Raw genomic sequence first — 15,583 nt, 5'->3', positions numbered from 1 at the left:
CCAATGGGTCCGATGAAGAATCTGGCACACTCGACCACGAACTACCCTGGCACCCCAGTCGGTGGTCCTGCCACCCCGTTCCACAGCATTGTGTATTACGGCGTGACCCTCAGCGTCCGCTTCTAATACCTGTCGTTCTCTGAACGATTCAACCCTTCAAGGTTAACCTCCCGGCGCAAGCCGGGAGGTTTTTTTGTGCCTGTTGCTTGGGCAAGTGGATTGGATCAGGCATGCCCCTGAGCATCCTATCAGGTGAGGGAAAATGCTTTCCCGTATTTACGACACCTGCTAGCAAACCCTTTGAACGGCTCACATGCGTGGAATCAATCCTCCTGTTTTTGTTCCATCTCTTGCGAGTGTCTGACCTCAAACTCTAAAACCTAAAAAAAACTGCTCAGACTATGAAATTGAACGCATTGCTGAAAACGCTGGGATTCTTGGCTCTGGCCGCCACTCCCGTTGTGGCCGGACCCTCCGCACCCGCTCCTAAAAACCCAATCGCTCCCGCTCCGGTGAACGATGACCTCGGTATCATCGCCTCCATCGGCTACGACTCCAACTATGTCTGGCGTGGCATCAACTACGGTCAGCATTGGGTGCGTGCCGGCCTCAATGGCGCAATCCCCCTCGTCGGCGGTGCCGCCGAAGACGGCGCTGGCAGCACCGCCCTCCTCTGGGACGTCAACTACGGCTCCCTCGCAGGTGATCAGGACCACTTCTCCCCCAATGGCCTGCAGGGCGTCGGCATCAGCAACACCGCTTCCTTCCAGCGCCTTCAGCTGGGTGCAGCCATCTCGCATGACTTCGGTCCTGCCGCAGTGAGCTTCGGCTACAGCTACATCCACAACATGGGCTCCTTGGCCAATGGCAGCGGCGCCAATCAGATTCCCTTCACCACGGGTGGCTACGGCATGAACGACATCCAGCAGCTCACTCTTGGCGTCAACACCAACCTCGGCCCGATCAATCTGGCTTCGAGCGCGAACTATGACCTCGTCAACGGCGGCTGGTACTTCGACATCACCGCCAAGTCCACCATCGCCGTGACCGATGCCATCAGCATCGTCCCACACGCGGGTCTGGGCTATGGCCTCAACTACAATGCTGGCTGGACCCAGGCTTCCCGCAACCTCTACGGTGGCGGCGGTCTCTTCGGCCAGAGCGCTGCCCAGGGCGGCATCAGCGGCTGGACCGCACTCAACGTTGGCGTTGATTTCCCAATCAAGCTCAACAGCCGTGCGACCCTCACCCCTTATGTGGCTTTCAACCTGCCAATGGGCCCGATGAAGAACATGGCTCATTCCGCTACGAACCCCTATGCACCCTTCCCTGGCGTTCCCGGTGGTCCTGCCACCGCTTTCCAGAGCGTTGTTTATTACGGCGTGACCCTCAGCGTCCGCTTCTAATTCAGATCGTTCTCTGACCGATTCAAACCTTCAAGGTTAACCTCCCGGCGCAAGCCGGGAGGTTTTTTTGTGCCTCAATGCGAGGCCGCTTCACACACATTTTAAACAATACCCCTCGCCTCTCTGCTTGTGCAGCGGTTTCAGAGCAAGCCGGCCCACCGTAGATTGGGTGCGGCAACAGCCCGCCCGACCATCAACGTGCGAACACACCTGAGGCCTCGAAGTAGACACGTCGCGTTTGATGACAGCTCGGAAACGCCCTGACCACCCTCTTAAAAGATGTCCGGCTCCGGCACCGCCGGCCCGTATTGCAGGAAGTCAAAGTCCGCCCCCTGATCCGCCTGCGTCACATGCTCCACATAGAGCTTCGCATACCCGCGATGGTATCGCGCCGGCGCAGGTTTCCAGGCCGCACGCCTCTGCTCCAGCTCCGCATCGCTCACATGCAGATGCAGTTTCCGATTCGGCACATCCAGCTCAATGAGATCTCCCGTCTTCACCAGTGCCAGTGGTCCACCCACCGCGCTCTCCGGCGCGATGTGCAGCACACACGCCCCGTAGCTCGTGCCGCTCATGCGGCAGTCGCTCAGGCGCACCATGTCACGGATGCCCTGCATGATCAGCTTCTTCGGAATCGGCAGCTGCCCCCACTCCGGCATCCCCGGCGCACCCACCGGCCCTGCATTGCGCAGAATCAAGACCGTGTCCTTCGTCACATCCAGATCCATGTCATCGATGTTCTTTTTGAGCTCGGCATAGCTGTCAAACACCAGCGCAGGCCCGGTGTGCGTGCACAGCTCCTTCGTGGCCGCCGCATGTTTGATCACCGCACCATCTGGGCACAGATTGCCACGCAGGATCGCCGTGCCACCATCTGGCTGCAGCGCATTGGCCGGCGTGCGGATCACATCCTCATTGTGAATGATCGCATCTTCGATGTCCTCACCCAGCGTCTTGCCGGTGATCGTCGGCACATCCGTGTGCAGCAGCTCACGCATGCCATTCAGCAGCGCACGCAGACCACCCGCCAGGAAGAACTCTTCCATCAAATACTTGCCCGCAGGCCGCATGTTCGCCAGCAGCGGAATCTTGCGGCTGATCTCGTCAAATTTTTCCAGCGGCAGCTTGATGCCCAGCCGCCCCGCCATCGCCACCAGATGCACGATGGCATTCGTGCTGCCACCCAGCGCCATGTCCACCGCAATGGCATTTTCAAACGAGCGCTCGCTCACGATGCCCGACGGCTTGCGGTCCAGCCACACGTTCTCCACGATCTGCCTTCCAGCCGCCGCCGCGATGCGTGTATGCGCGCTGTCCACCGCAGGAATCGAAGACGCCCCCGGAATGCAAAGCCCCAGCGTCTCCGCCAGCGCTGTCAGCGTGCTCGCCGTGCCCATCGTCATGCAGTGCCCCGGACTACGCGCGATGCCGTCTTCGATCTCGCACCACTGCTCCCAGCTCAGATTGCCCGCGCGCTTCTCATCCCAGTACTTCCACACGTCGCTGCCGCTGCCCAGCGTGTCGCCGCGCCAGTTGCCCTTGATCATCGGACCGCAGGGCATGTAGATCACCGGAATGTCCATGCTGAACGCCCCCATCAGCAGCCCCGGCGTGGACTTGTCACAGCCACCCAGCAGCACCGCTCCATCGATCGGATTCGCCCGCAGCATTTCCTCCGTCTCCATCGCCAAAAAATTGCGGTGAAACATCGCCGTCGGCTTCGTCAGCATCTCCCCCGCAGACATCACCGGAACTTCCATCGGATGCCCACCCGCCTGCAAAATCCCACGTTTCACCGCATCCGCCGTCAGCCGCAAATGCATATGGCAGGAGTTCAGATCGCTCCACGTGTTCAAAATCCCGATCACCGGCTTGCCTACGATGTCCTCACTCCCCCACCCCGCCTGCTTCGCGCGCGAGCGATGACCAAAGGATCTCAATTCATCACGGCCATACCAGCGCCAGGAGCGAAGTTGTTCAGGAGTTTTGCGAGTAAGAGTGTTTTCAGAAGCCATTGGTAAAAGGAATAACAAGATTCGCGTGCATTAACAGGCTGGATTTCTCCCGGTCAAATCGTCCTCGCACTTTCCCGCCCCTCCTCCAGCCTCACCTCCATTCCGGTTCCGTGTATTCAGTGTATTCCGTGGTTAAAAAAACTCTGCCCCCTCTGCCTCTCCGCTCCTCTGCGGCAAAATTCGAACGTCCCCATCGCTCTCCTGCAAAATCAGCCCATGCGTCCGATTCCACCCAAATCACGTCCGACATCGCTCTTGTCCTTTCTCCGTAGCTTCTGCTACAACCAAGCACCCACCATGCGCCCGTTCCCTTTCCTTCCTCTGCTTCTCCTCTCCACGCATCTCCTCGCCGCAGGCAAAGAGCTCGAAGGCGAACGCGCCGCCGCCTCCACCGTCTGCCCCACTCCTGAAGAAGCCCGCGCCAAAATGTCCGTGCCGGATGGCTACGAAGTCCGCTGCTTCGCCCACGAGCCCATGGTGCAGAATCCCGTCGCCATGACCTGGGATCATCGCGGCCGCCTCTGGATCGTCGAAGCCTACGAATACCCCGAAGGCACGCCCCTCCCCGAAAACCAGCGCCCCTTCGGCGGCGAAGCCAAGGACGACAAGTACCACCCCGTTCCCGAGCTTTGCAAAGGAACCCCTGTTGCCACGACGATTGCTCCCCCACCCATCCCCCGTGACCGCGTCATCATCCTCGAAGACACCAACAACGACGGCGAAGCCGACAAGCGCACTGTCTTCGTCGAAGGCCTCAACCTCGCCAGCGCCATCATCTGCGGCGACAACGGCATCTACGTCGGCCAGCAGCCCCACCTCATCCACTTCCGCGATGACGATGGCGACGACAAACCCGACGCCTGGCGCGTCGTCCTCACCGGCTTTGGCCGCGAGGACACCCACGAACTCGTCAACAGCTTCACCTGGGGCCCCGACGGCTGGCTCTACATGACCCACGGCGTCTTCACCAACAGCAAAGTCCGCCGCCCCGGCCAGCCCGAAAAAGAAGGCTTCAAATTCGACGCCGGCATCGGCCGCGCCCGTCCTACATCGCGCGTAAAAGAAGGCGCATGGGAATTCGAAGTCTTCGCAGACGGCACCAGCAATCCCTGGGGCTGCGACTACGACGCCGCCGGCAACTTCTTCGTCAGCGCCTGCGTCATTGATCACTTCTTCCACATGGCCCCCGGCGGCATCTACACCCGCCAGGGCGGAGCCCCCGAGAATCCCTACTCCTACGAACTCCTGCCCAGCATCGTAAAACACAAACACTTTCGCGCCGCCTATGCCGGCATCCAGATCTACCAAGGCGGCCGCTACCCCGCAGACACCCACGGCCACGCCTTCATCGGCAACATCCACGACAACGCCATCCACGAAGAAGTCCTCACCCCCGTCGGTGCCACCTTCAAATGCGAACCCCGCCGCGACTTCCTCCGCGCCAACAACGGCTGGTTCCGTCCCGTCAGCACCCAGACCGGCCCCGACGGCTTCCTCTGGATCATGGACTGGTGCGACAAGTACCCCTGCTACCAAAACGCCAAGGCCAACCCCGAAGGCGTCGACCGCGAACGCGGCCGCATCTGGCGCGTCGTCACCACCGACGCAAAATCCAAAACCACCCGCGACCTCACCGACCTCAACCTCATGAAACTCCCCACCGATGATTTGGTGGATACACTTGAGCATTCCAACAGCTGGATGCGCCGCATGGCCCGCAGAGTCCTCGTCGAAAAGAGCGATCAGGAAGACGCCGTCGCACCCGTGGCCACCCTCGCAAACTCCGCCGCCAACAACGCCTCCAGCCGTCTCGATGCCTTGTGGACCTTGCTCCAAATCGATCACGGCGCACGCACCTCCTCAGCATTGGAAAATGCGGCAAAATCCAAATTCCCTTCCCTGCGCGCCTGGGCCGCACGCAACGTCGGCGACACCGTCGCTCGCACCGCTTTTCGCGAAGGCATGAACGTCGGCATCCCCGCTTACCTGGAAAAGCTCGCCGCTGACAGCGAACCCTCCGTGCGCCTTTCCGCCGCCATTGCCCTCCGCCAATGCAGCGCCCGCAAACTCACCGTGGACGGCCGCAAAAACGACGGCTTCCGTCTCGCATGGCCAAACCTGTTTGATGCCATCCTCAAAAGCTCAGCCCAAAACGCCGACCCCGTGCTCGCCCTCTCCATCTGGCAGAGCTTCGAACCCGTGCTCGCTGCCAATCCCGTGTTCTGGACCGACTGGCTCTCCGACTCCGCACCTCAGTTTCAGCCTCTTTCCCGCTCACTCGTTCACAAATCCATGCGCCGCCTCTGCGATACTCGCAAAGCATCCAGCCTCACCCTCGCCGTCGAGTTCTGCGAGAAGATCGAACTTCACGACATCCTCCTCGCCCACGCCCTCGACGGCCTCGTCAAAGGCCAGGAAGGCGGTGTCATCAAGCCCACCAAAGACGTCTCCGCCACTCTCACCCAATGGCGCACTCACTCAAACGCCGACGTCCGCAAGCACGGCCAGACCCTCGCCGTCCTCTGGGGCGATGAAGCCGCCGTAAAAGAAATGATCGTGGCCCTGCACGACGCCAAGAAGCCCGAGAAGGAACGCATCGCCATTCTGCAATCCTTGCGCAAAGTCCGCACCGACACGGTGAAGGAAGGCCTCAAGCCCCTCCTTACTCCTCAAACATCCACCGCCCTCGCCGTCGCCGCCATCCGCGCCGCCGCAGACCTCGGCGGCGATGACTTCATCGCCCCGCTGCGGGCCGTAGCGCAAGCCTCCGGCTTGCAGTCCGACCCTCAGGCCAGAGGCCTGCTCTACAACGCCGCCATCGAAGCCCTCAGCAGCCGCACCACCTGGACCCAGGCCATGCTCAATGCCATCGCCGAAGGCAAAGTCAGCCCCACCGGCTTCCCCGTTCCTGTCCGTCGCGCTCTCGCCACCAGCAAGGACAAAGCCATTCGCGATCTCGCCTTCAAGGTCCTTGGCGCTTGGAAAGATTCCTCCGATGACGTGAAGTCCCTCATCGCCCAGAAGAAGCAAGCCTGCCTCACCGGCGAACCCGATCTCGCCAACGGCAAACTCATCTTCACCTCCACCTGCATGGTCTGCCACGAGTTCCACGGCGGCGGCCAAAAAGTCGGCCCCGACCTCATCGGCAGTGGCCGCAGCAACCTCGATGCCATCCTCGCCAATGTCATCGATCCCAACCAGATCATCGGCAACGGCTACGAAAACTTCACCGTCTCCACCAAAGACGGCCGCACCCTCGCCGGACGCGTCGTCGAAGACACCCCCAGCCACGTCAAACTCCTCGGTGCCGGCGGTGCCGCGCAGGTCGTCCCGCGCGATCAAGTCGCCACCCTCACCAACACCAAGCAGAGCCTCATGCCCATGGGCTTTGGCAATTTCCCCGACACCGCCTTCCGCGATCTCATCTGGTACGTCCTCGCCCCGCCGGAAGAAGGCCCGCTGACCAAGGAGAAAAAAGACCTCCTCATCAAAGGCGTCGAAGACACCACCACCACCAAGCCCAAAGGTCCCAGCTCGCGTGCCATCGACTGGGAAAGCGTCAGCCTCTGGAACCCCGACTGGAAAGTCAGCGCTCCCGACTTCGAGCGCACGCCCATGAAACTCAGCGAGTACTACGGCCAGAAAAACGTCCTCCTCGTCCACCCCTTCCCCGACAAAAAAACGCCCGCCAGCTTCGAGCGCAAACTCAAGGTCCAGCCCGGCAAAACCAAACTCACCGCCACAGTCGCGGCCGATGATCGCGGCGACTGGACCGCCAAAGCCGTGGTCAATGGACAGGTTGTCAAAGAACTCACCGTGGACCACGAAAAGCCCCGCTGGAAGACCTTGGAGATCGATCTCTCAGAATTCACCGGCCAGGAAGTTACCCTCCGCCTCGAAGCCCACGCCAACGGTTGGAACATGGAGTTCGCCTACTGGGCTGAGATCATACTGGAGACTTCGGTGTTGGACTGATCCACCGCAGGGATTTTCTCCTGTCGCAAGCGCCCGAAATCATGCAGGATGCCGCCATGCGTTGCGCCCCCGCACTCCTTTCCCTTCTGGCCGTCAGCGTGAGTCTTCACGCGGCCCCTCCGTCCCCTGCCCCGCCCGCGGCTGCACCAGCGCCCGCTCCGGCCCCCAAACCTGAGACCAAGCCCGCATCCAAGGCAGAGCCGAAGACAGATCCCAAAGCACCCGCTTCCCCACCCGTCAAGCCACCGCCGGAAGACGCTTATGCGCAGATGGAGATGCTCACGCGCGCCATGGAAATGGTGCGGCAAAATTACGTGGATGATTCCAAAATCACCTACGCCGAGCTCGTCGAGGGCGCGCTGGAAGGCATGCTCCACAAGCTGGACCCTCACTGCGAGTACATGGGCAAGTCCCTCTTCGAAGACATGCAGCGTGAGCAGAGCGACACCTCCGAAGGCATCGGCATCACCATTGCCCTGCGCCAGAGCATCCTGACCATCATCACCGTCCGCGAAGATGGCCCCGCAGCTGCGGCAGGCGTCCTTTCGGGCGATCAACTCGTGCGCATCAACGACGTGCTGACCGACTCCGTGGGCATCGCCGAGGCCATGCAGTTTCTCAAAGGCAAGGCCGGCGATGAAGTCAGCCTCACCGTCCGCCGCCCCGGCACCAAGCAGTTCTTGGAATTCAAAGTGAAGCACGAAACGCTCACCGAAACCTCCCTGCATGATCCCATGCTGCTTTCGCCAAAGATGGCCGGCCCTTACAAAATCGGCTACGCACGCATCTCGCAGTACAACCAGCCCACCGCACGCGAGCTGAGCAAGGCGCTCGATGAACTCGAAAAACAAGGCATGAAGGCCTTCGTTCTCGATCTGCGCAACAACCCCGGCGGCCTCGTGGACAGCGCCGTGGCCGTATGCGGCGAGTTCCTTCCCGAAGGCACCGTGGTGGTCACCACCGAGGGCCGCGTCGCCTCGCAAAACCCGCCCCCCTTCCGCACCCCTTCTCGCAATGGCAAAGAGCCGCGCAAGTATCCCATCGCGGTTCTCATCAATCAGGGCAGCGCCAGCGCCTCCGAAATCACCGCAGGCGCCCTGCAGGACTTGAAGCGCGCCATCATCGTCGGCACCACCAGCTTCGGCAAAGGCAGCGTGCAGACCATTCTCCCCATGAAAAACGGTGCCGCCATGCGCCTCACCACCGCCAAGTACTACACCCCCAGCCATCGCACCATTCACGAGGCCGGCGTCGAGCCCAACATCGTCTCCGCCCTCACCTCCGAAGAAGAACTCCGCATCGCCAAATGGCGCGCCTCCCACGGCACCGGCGAAGCCGCCGCACTGGAACTCGCCAACCTCGGCGACAAACAACTCGAACGCGCCGTCGATTCCCTCAAAGGCGTCCTCGTCTTCGATGCCTTCGTCGCCCCCTCTCTCGCCCCCGCAGCGAAGCCGTTGGAAAGGTAGTCATCGCTTCCATCAGCGTGAGCACGCCGTTCGTAGGATGGCTGTGGCGACAGCCCGCCCGTCCATCAGCGTGCGGAAAACACACCAGTGCCCGTCCTCAGGCTAAGAGCCCGCCGGCGAGACATCCGCTACTCCAGCAACCCCCGCGCAATGATCGCATCCACCGGATTGTGATCATCCGTAAAAACGTAGCTCGACCGCGGCACCGTCCCTGCAGGCACATGCGTGCGGATCAGCTGTTCCTGCCAGGAGCCTTGCTTCACATAGCGGTCCACAATCAGCGGCTTCAAATCTTCGCGTGAGGCCATGAGGATCACATTCTGCGTCTCATCACGACGGTAACCCACGGCAAACACCTCCACATAAGGAAACGCTTTCCGCACCGTGGCGATCATGCCCGATGTCAGCTCCGCCTTCGGGCCGGAAATAGAGGCGATCAGGTTCATGATAAACACCCCCTTCGGTTCCAGATGATCCGCGATCTGCTGGTAAAACTCCTGCGTCGCAAGGTGCGGCGGGATCTGCCGGATGCCATTGTACGCATCTCCAAAAATCAGGTCCCACTTCTTGCCTTCATTCTGCAGCAGGTACCGGCGCGCATCACCAGCATGGGCTTTCACATGGGGGTGTTCATCCAGCTTGAAGAACTTGCGCCCGACTTCGATCACCTGCGGGTCAATCTCCACCACATCGACAGCAGCCTCAGGAAATTCACGCGACACATTCTCCGGCATGCCAAAGGCCCCCGCTCCGATAAACAGCGCGCTGCCCACCTTCGCCGGCTCGCGCAGCAGGGCCAGCTTCCAGTATTGCTGATACGGCAGAATCAGATCGCCGGTGTTCGCGTCCATGCCGCCTTCCATCGTCGAATCCAGCTGGAGAATCCGGCGCTTCACATTGCCCTCGCTTCGCTCACTGACTTCGATGTGATGATAAAACGACTCATGCTCATAGATTACGCCCGGCTTAGGTTTCGGTGCCGTCATCCAGCTCATGCCAAAGGCAAACAGTCCGCTTAAAATCACCGGGGCCTGCTGCTTCAGCGTGTTCTTGGCCAGTACGAATGCCGCAATGGCCAGCAGCATCAGCAGCGTCGCCGTGCCGAAAAAGATGCTGCGCACCCCGAAGGTGGAGAGCAGGAAAAAGCCGGAGAGAAAGGTGCCCACAAAACTGCCCAGCGATCCCAGCATGCTGATCGTGCCCGCAGCCGCACCCACGTGCGTGTCCTTCAGTGTCAGGCTGTAAAAGCGCACCGCAGCCGGTGACACGGCCCCCAGCAGGATTCCAGGAATCGCAAACAGCAGCAGCGAAATCATCACAGGCCCCGCAATGAGGCCCTGCGCACTCATCCCCACAGCAAAGACCGTGTGCAGAGCCGGGATGAAAAAGGTCAGCACCGCAGATCCTGCCAGCAGCCAGCCGAGAAGATCGAGCGCCATCTTACGGTCGGCGAGGTGTCCCCCGAGGTAACCCCCTGCGCTGAACGCTATCAAAATCACCCCGATCAAAGCCGTCCAGGTGTACACGCTGTTGCCAAAGAACGGCGCCAGCAGGCGGTAGGCGCAGATTTCAATGACCATCATCGCTGCCCCGGCCAGGAAGCAGGAAATTCCCAGAAAGAGGCGCGTGCCACGTGTCGCGGCTGCATTCTCTGCCGAAGCGGCGGAAGATTTGGAAGGTGTGTGGGACATTCGTTTTTCGCGGTCAGTCGTTGTAAAAGACAAGGCTCATGATCTTCCACCCGGTGGAGGTTTTGATGAGCGTGAAACAATCGGTGCCGAGCGTGATGTCGGCTCCCTTCGTGAGCTTCCACCGCACGCTGGCCTGCGCAGTGCGCTCATCGCTGAGGATTTTCATGTCCGTCGGCACCTCGGTCATCGGCACCGTGGTGGTGGCATGGCTGAGTTTCTGGCCATGCAGAAAGTCCGTCAGCCCCTGGCTCTGCGGAATGCCCTGATGCACGAAGACAATGCGCGCCTGCTCGTGAAAGCAGCCGCCGTAACCGTCCATGTCCTTGGCAGACCAGGTGGAAAAGTAATGCGTGAGGAACTCGCGCACGTCAGCAGAGTCAGTCTTGGACTCCGCCTGGCAGCCCATGAGCATGAGGGCTAAAACAAGGAACGACACATGCCGCATGACAAATACCATCGGCTTCAAACGCATGCTTGTTTCGTCATTCGTCATACGGATTTCGTCATTGGCGCTCAGCGCCCGTTATTCCTCCGCGAAGGCCTCTTCTTTGACTCCGATCACACTCAGGATGCGGTTCAAATCTTCCACCCCGTAGTAGTCAATCTCAATGCGGCCCTTCTTCTCGGCGTGATGAATGCTCACGTTCGTGGTCAGATGCTGAATCAGCTTCTGCTCCACGGCTTCAATGGCACGCATCAGGTCCGTCTCCGTGGGCTTCGGCTGGGGCGGCGGCGGCGGATGCAGGATGGCATCGATCGCTTTTTCCGTGGCGCGAACCGTCAGGCTCTTCGCCACGATCTGCTGCGCCAGACGCTCCTGCGCATCATGCTGCTTCAGCATCAGCAGCACCTTGGCATGCCCGGTGGAAATCTTCGTCGCGATCAGCATGTCGCGGATGCTCTCCGGCAGCTCCAGCAGTCGCATCGTGTTGGCCACCGTCGCACGGTTCTTGCCCACGCGCTGCGCGATGTCCTCCTGGCGCATCAGGAAATCCTTCGCCAGGCGTGAGTAGGCCTGCGCCTCCTCGATCGGGTTCAACCCTTCGCGCTGCAGGTTTTCAATCAGCGCCATCTCCAGCACATCCTTGTCGCTGGCTTCACGGACGATGACGGGAACTTCCTTGAGACCCAGCTCGCGGGAGGCACGGAAGCGTCGCTCACCGGCAATCAGTTCCAGCTTGCCGTTCACCCGGCGCACGATCAGCGGCTGGATGATGCCGTGCTCGCGGATGGACTCCATCAGCTCCGTGAGCATCTCCGGCTGGAATTCTTTGCGCGGCTGCAGCGGGCTCGGGACGATCTGGTCCAGCGTCACGCGATTCACCACGTCTCCAGGGGCTGGCTGTGCGAGTGCAGGCAGACGCGACACTCCAGACACCGATGAGGATGCCGAAATGAGTGCGCCGAGTCCTTTGCCGAGAGCCGCTTTTGCCATATGGGAGGGCGAGACTAGGGAGTACCCGGGACGATGCAAATCGGAATCGCGGCGAATGTGCGACCGCCTCATCCAAAGCTTTACCAATGTCAAATATCGTTCCATCTGATGGCTATGAAAAGCATGACAGGATTTGGCCGGGGCGAATCACAGCGCGCCGGCGTGACGTGGAGCGTGGAATGCAGCTCCGTGAACCGCAAACAGCTCGAAGTCGCGGTCAATCTCCCCCGTGAACTCTCCGAGCTGGAAAACGCCGTCCGCACCGAGGTCTCCGCCGCCGTCTCCCGTGGCCGGGTGAATGTCGCCGTTCGCCGGGAAACAGGGGCCGCAGGAGCCGAGGCCGTCCGGGTCGATCAGGATCTCGCGTCTCATTATTACCACGCCCTGCACGCCCTCGCCTTGAAGCTGGACGTCCCTCCAAACATCACCTTGACCGACATCACCCGCCTGCCCGGCGTGATCACCCAGGCCCAGGCAGAAATCGCCACCGAAGACGCCTGGCCCTCCATTCAGGAGGCCCTGGCTGCTGCCCTGAAGCAATTGAACACCATGCGCAGCACCGAAGGTGCCAGCCTTCGCAGCGACATCGAATCCCGCCTCGCCGTCATCGAATCCCTGCTCGAATCCATCCGCGCCAAAGCCGCCACCGTCCCCGAGCACCAGCGCAAGGTCCTCCGCCAGCGCCTGGAAGATGCTGGTCTGCCCCTGCCCATGGATGACGAGCGCCTCGTCAAAGAAATCGCCCTCTTCGCGGACCGCACAGACATCTCCGAAGAGCTCACCCGCGCCGCCAGCCACGTGCAGCAGTTCCGCTCCTACCTCGCCAGCGACACCCCCGCCGGACGCAGCCTCGATTTTCTACTTCAGGAATTCTTCCGCGAGTTCAACACCATGGGCTCCAAGTGCAACAACGCCGAAATCGCCCACCACGTCGTCACCGCCAAGACCGAACTCGAAAAAATCCGCGAGCAGGTCCAGAACGCCGAGTGAGCATTCAAGATTGCCCCCAAAACATCCAAGTTGTCTCTGGCCTGTCCTTTCAGTCGTTTCCGTCCCTTCTGTCCTTCACACAGGGCAGAAAAAAGCCCCATCATCCAGCATCCAGCATCCAGCCCCCTCACGAAGCCCCCGGCTTCGGCAGCCCCTTCGGCACCGATTTCGGAGCCTCCGCCGGCTTCGCCTTGCCATCCTCAGGCAGCCACGCCTCCGGCGCACCGGCCTTGACCATCACATCACGCAGCATGACGCGCCCGCCATCCCGGTGCTTGCACTCCTCCGCCGCCGCCATGAAGGCGTAAATTTCCAGTGTCTGCTTCGGTGCTACAGGCGCCTGCTTCGTCTGGAAAAATTTCACGATCTCACGTAGCATCGGCGTGTAGTCGCCTTCAGACTTCTGCTCGGTGATCTGCTTGTCCCCAAAACGAATCAGCTTGTACGCCATTGCTCCTTCATGGATCGCCTGCAGCGTCCCGGTGCGCCCCCCGGACCAAAGCCCCGTAACGATGGATTCTGACGTCGTGGTCGTCCGAGTGACGGACAGGCACCCGGCCCCCATGACGGTAAAAAGCGCCTCCGTCGGGTGAATCCCATAGAAAAACAGGTCCGGGTGGTGCGGCAGCACATGCGCCGGACCATAGGAGATGACGCTGCGCGCCGGAGTCGGCTCCGCGTTGGCCACTTCCAGTACGCCCGGATACCACCGCACTGCGGAGGCACTGAACACCGGCACCTGCGCCGCTGCCGCCAGCTTGTAGATTTCCACAGCATCCTTCAGGGAGGCCGCCACCGGCTTGTCCATGAAGACAGGTTTGCCTGCGGCAATGATCTGCTTCATCTGCTCCAGACGCGGCCTGCCTTCGAGGCTCAGCAGCAGGATGGCATCCACATCTTTGCAGGCCTCCGCCACACTGCCCACGATGCGCACGCCAAACTTGTCGCGCACCGTGGCCGTAAAGCCTTCGATGCGCGTCTTGCTCTCCTCAATGTCCGGGCTCCCGCCAGGGAAGGCCACCACTACCCGCGCACCGGGAATGTGGTTCGGGTTCGCAGGGTCGTTCAGGCGCAGCGTGAACTGCTCTGAATGCGAGGTGTCGAGCCCGATGATGCCGATGCGTAGGTCGTCTGCCATGAGGGTGGTGCTGAGCAGCGCCGCCACACATCCCATGACGAGGATGAGCTGATCTCGGAGACGGCAGGTCGGTCGCATGCCTGTAAAATGCAGGCTCGGGGGTCAAAGCGCAACTGTTGAGTCGCTTGACCGTCTCGCCCGCCCCGCTAGTCTCGGACCATGGATACCGTCAGACTTGGCATCGTTGGGCTTGGAAACATGGGCAAGGCACACCTTGCGAACATTCGCGCGGGCAAAATCCCCGGCCTGCGCGTCACCGCTTTGTGCGAGAGCGTCGGCACCCTGCCGAACCTCACCGAAGGCGAAAAAGCCTTCACCGACGTCAACCTGATGATGCGCAGCGGCCACATCGACGCCATTCTCATCTGCACGCCTCACTTCAGCCACACCACCATCGGCATCGCAGCACTCCAGGCCGGCCTCCACGTCCTCGTGGAAAAGCCCATCTCCGTCCACAAAGCCGACTGCGAGCGCCTCATCGCCGCCCACACGGACAAGAACAAGATCTTCGCCGCCATGTTCAACATGCGCACCAACGCCTGCTTCAAGAAGGTCAAGGACCTCATCGAAAGCGGTGAAATCGGCGCCGTCCGCCGCGTCCATTGGGAAGTCACCAACTGGTTCCGCACCAATTACTACTACGCCACCGGCGGCTGGCGCGGCACCTGGAAGGGCGAAGGCGGCGGCGTGCTCATGAACCAGTGCCCGCACAATCTGGATCTCTTCCAGTGGCTCTTCGGCATGCCGCAGAAAGTGCGCGGCTTCTGCCAGTTCGGCCGCTTCCACGAGATCGAAGTCGAGGACGATGTCACTGCCATCATGCAGTATGACAACGGCACCACCGCCACCTTCGTCACCAGCACCGGCGAAGCCCCCGGCATCAACAAGCTCGAAATCTCCGCCGAGCAAGGCCGCCTCACCGTCACCGACGGCACCCGCATCCACTTCCAGCGCAACCGCCAGCAGATGAGCAAATTCTGCATGGAGGCCGAAGCCGCCTTCGCCATGCCCGAAAGCTGGCACATGGACATCCATGTGGATCAGACCGGTGGCCAGCACATCGAGATCCTGCAAAACTTCACCAATGCCATCCTGAAAGGCGAGAAACTCCTCTCCCCTGCCGCCGAAGGCATCCGCAGCGTCGAACTCGCCAACGCCATCCTCCTCTCCACCTGGCAGGACAAGACCATCGAGCTCCCCATGTCCTCCGCCGACTACGAGCGCATCCTCATTGAGAAGGGCGAGCAATCCACCTTCCAAAAAACCAAGGTCGTCGCCAAAGCCACCTCCGACGACTTCGCCAAAAGCTTCCGCTCAAAGCGCAGGCAACAGTCACTCAAACACAAAACGCCGCTCGGGAAACCGCGCGGCGTTTTTTGTGATCATTCGTCCTGCATTCATCCTCGATCCTCCTGCTCCGCGAACACTCAAGACAGCGCGGAATCAAGCGACCCAGAGTTCAGA

The 15,583-nt window shown here is 61.0% G+C and carries 10 protein-coding genes; 5 read left to right on the top strand and 5 right to left on the bottom strand.

Features of this window, described 5'->3' with window-relative positions; genetic code table 11:
• Window positions 1-401 precede the first annotated feature (401 nt).
• Entirely contained in the window at window positions 402-1,406 is a 1,005-nt protein-coding gene (locus WAW39_RS25330) for a hypothetical protein (RefSeq protein WP_422321949.1), read from the top strand.
• A 272-nt stretch (window positions 1,407-1,678) separates the two neighbouring features.
• On the opposite strand, the gene araD is transcribed toward WAW39_RS25330, so the two are convergent.
• Complete coding sequence (araD, locus tag WAW39_RS25325) at window positions 1,679-3,421, bottom strand: L-arabinonate dehydratase (RefSeq protein ID WP_422321948.1); 1,743 nt, start codon at window positions 3,419-3,421, stop codon at window positions 1,679-1,681.
• Between the two features lie 297 nt (window positions 3,422-3,718).
• Here araD and WAW39_RS25320 point away from each other — a divergent pair, with 297 nt between their 5' ends.
• Together WAW39_RS25320 and WAW39_RS25315 are read left to right on the top strand one after the other, a co-directional pair.
• Window positions 3,719-7,396 carry a PVC-type heme-binding CxxCH protein gene (locus WAW39_RS25320; protein ID WP_422321947.1) on the top strand — a complete coding sequence of 1,226 codons (3,678 nt, stop codon included), beginning with the start codon at window positions 3,719-3,721 and terminating at the stop codon, window positions 7,394-7,396.
• Between the two features lie 56 nt (window positions 7,397-7,452).
• Complete coding sequence (locus tag WAW39_RS25315; protein ID WP_422321946.1) at window positions 7,453-8,865, top strand: S41 family peptidase; 1,413 nt, start codon at window positions 7,453-7,455, stop codon at window positions 8,863-8,865.
• Window positions 8,866-8,993: 128 nt separating this feature from the next.
• On the opposite strand, the gene WAW39_RS25310 is transcribed toward WAW39_RS25315, so the two are convergent.
• Genes WAW39_RS25310 through WAW39_RS25300 form a run of 3 tightly spaced genes read right to left on the bottom strand, consistent with a single transcriptional unit; the run spans window position 8,994 to window position 11,991 of the window.
• Window positions 8,994-10,556, bottom strand: a complete 1,563-nt coding sequence (locus WAW39_RS25310; protein WP_422321945.1) for a fused MFS/spermidine synthase — start codon at window positions 10,554-10,556, stop codon at window positions 8,994-8,996.
• 13 nt (window positions 10,557-10,569) lie between these two features.
• Entirely contained in the window at window positions 10,570-11,028 is a 459-nt protein-coding gene (locus WAW39_RS25305) for a nuclear transport factor 2 family protein (RefSeq protein ID WP_422321944.1), read from the bottom strand.
• A gap of 51 nt (window positions 11,029-11,079) precedes the next feature.
• Complete coding sequence (locus tag WAW39_RS25300) at window positions 11,080-11,991, bottom strand: ParB/RepB/Spo0J family partition protein (protein WP_422321943.1); 912 nt, start codon at window positions 11,989-11,991, stop codon at window positions 11,080-11,082.
• Between the two features lie 114 nt (window positions 11,992-12,105).
• Here WAW39_RS25300 and WAW39_RS25295 point away from each other — a divergent pair, with 114 nt between their 5' ends.
• Window positions 12,106-12,981 (top strand): YicC/YloC family endoribonuclease, encoded by an 876-nt coding sequence (locus WAW39_RS25295; protein WP_422321942.1) that lies wholly within the window; start codon window positions 12,106-12,108, stop codon window positions 12,979-12,981.
• A 127-nt stretch (window positions 12,982-13,108) separates the two neighbouring features.
• On the opposite strand, the gene WAW39_RS25290 is transcribed toward WAW39_RS25295, so the two are convergent.
• On the bottom strand, window positions 13,109-14,197 hold the full coding sequence (locus WAW39_RS25290; protein WP_422321941.1) for a Gfo/Idh/MocA family protein: 1,089 nt from the start codon (window positions 14,195-14,197) through the stop codon (window positions 13,109-13,111).
• 81 nt (window positions 14,198-14,278) lie between these two features.
• Here WAW39_RS25290 and WAW39_RS25285 point away from each other — a divergent pair.
• The coding region (locus tag WAW39_RS25285) for a Gfo/Idh/MocA family protein (protein ID WP_422321940.1) at window positions 14,279-15,583 on the top strand (1,305 nt) is incomplete at its 3' end.

Origin of the sequence: Prosthecobacter sp. (assembly GCF_049294395.1) — a bacterium.
GTDB lineage: Bacteria > Verrucomicrobiota > Verrucomicrobiia > Verrucomicrobiales > Verrucomicrobiaceae > Prosthecobacter.
The sequence above is the reverse complement of the archived record's forward strand: the minus strand, read 5'-3'. Positions and strand labels throughout refer to the sequence as shown.

Bases quoted from the DNA above. Each gene is read 5' to 3' on its own strand.
- WAW39_RS25330 (WP_422321949.1), top strand. From the start codon at position 402: ATGAAATTGAACGCATTGCTGAAAACGCTGGGATTCTTGGCTCTGGCC.
- WAW39_RS25320 (WP_422321947.1), top strand. From the start codon at position 3,719: ATGCGCCCGTTCCCTTTCCTTCCTCTGCTTCTCCTCTCCACGCATCTC.
- WAW39_RS25305 (WP_422321944.1), bottom strand. From the start codon at position 11,028: ATGCGTTTGAAGCCGATGGTATTTGTCATGCGGCATGTGTCGTTCCTT.
- WAW39_RS25310 (WP_422321945.1), bottom strand. From the start codon at position 10,556: ATGTCCCACACACCTTCCAAATCTTCCGCCGCTTCGGCAGAGAATGCA.
- WAW39_RS25300 (WP_422321943.1), bottom strand. From the start codon at position 11,991: ATGGCAAAAGCGGCTCTCGGCAAAGGACTCGGCGCACTCATTTCGGCA.
- WAW39_RS25315 (WP_422321946.1), top strand. From the start codon at position 7,453: ATGCGTTGCGCCCCCGCACTCCTTTCCCTTCTGGCCGTCAGCGTGAGT.
- araD (WP_422321948.1), bottom strand. From the start codon at position 3,421: ATGGCTTCTGAAAACACTCTTACTCGCAAAACTCCTGAACAACTTCGC.
- WAW39_RS25290 (WP_422321941.1), bottom strand. From the start codon at position 14,197: ATGCGACCGACCTGCCGTCTCCGAGATCAGCTCATCCTCGTCATGGGA.
- WAW39_RS25295 (WP_422321942.1), top strand. From the start codon at position 12,106: ATGAAAAGCATGACAGGATTTGGCCGGGGCGAATCACAGCGCGCCGGC.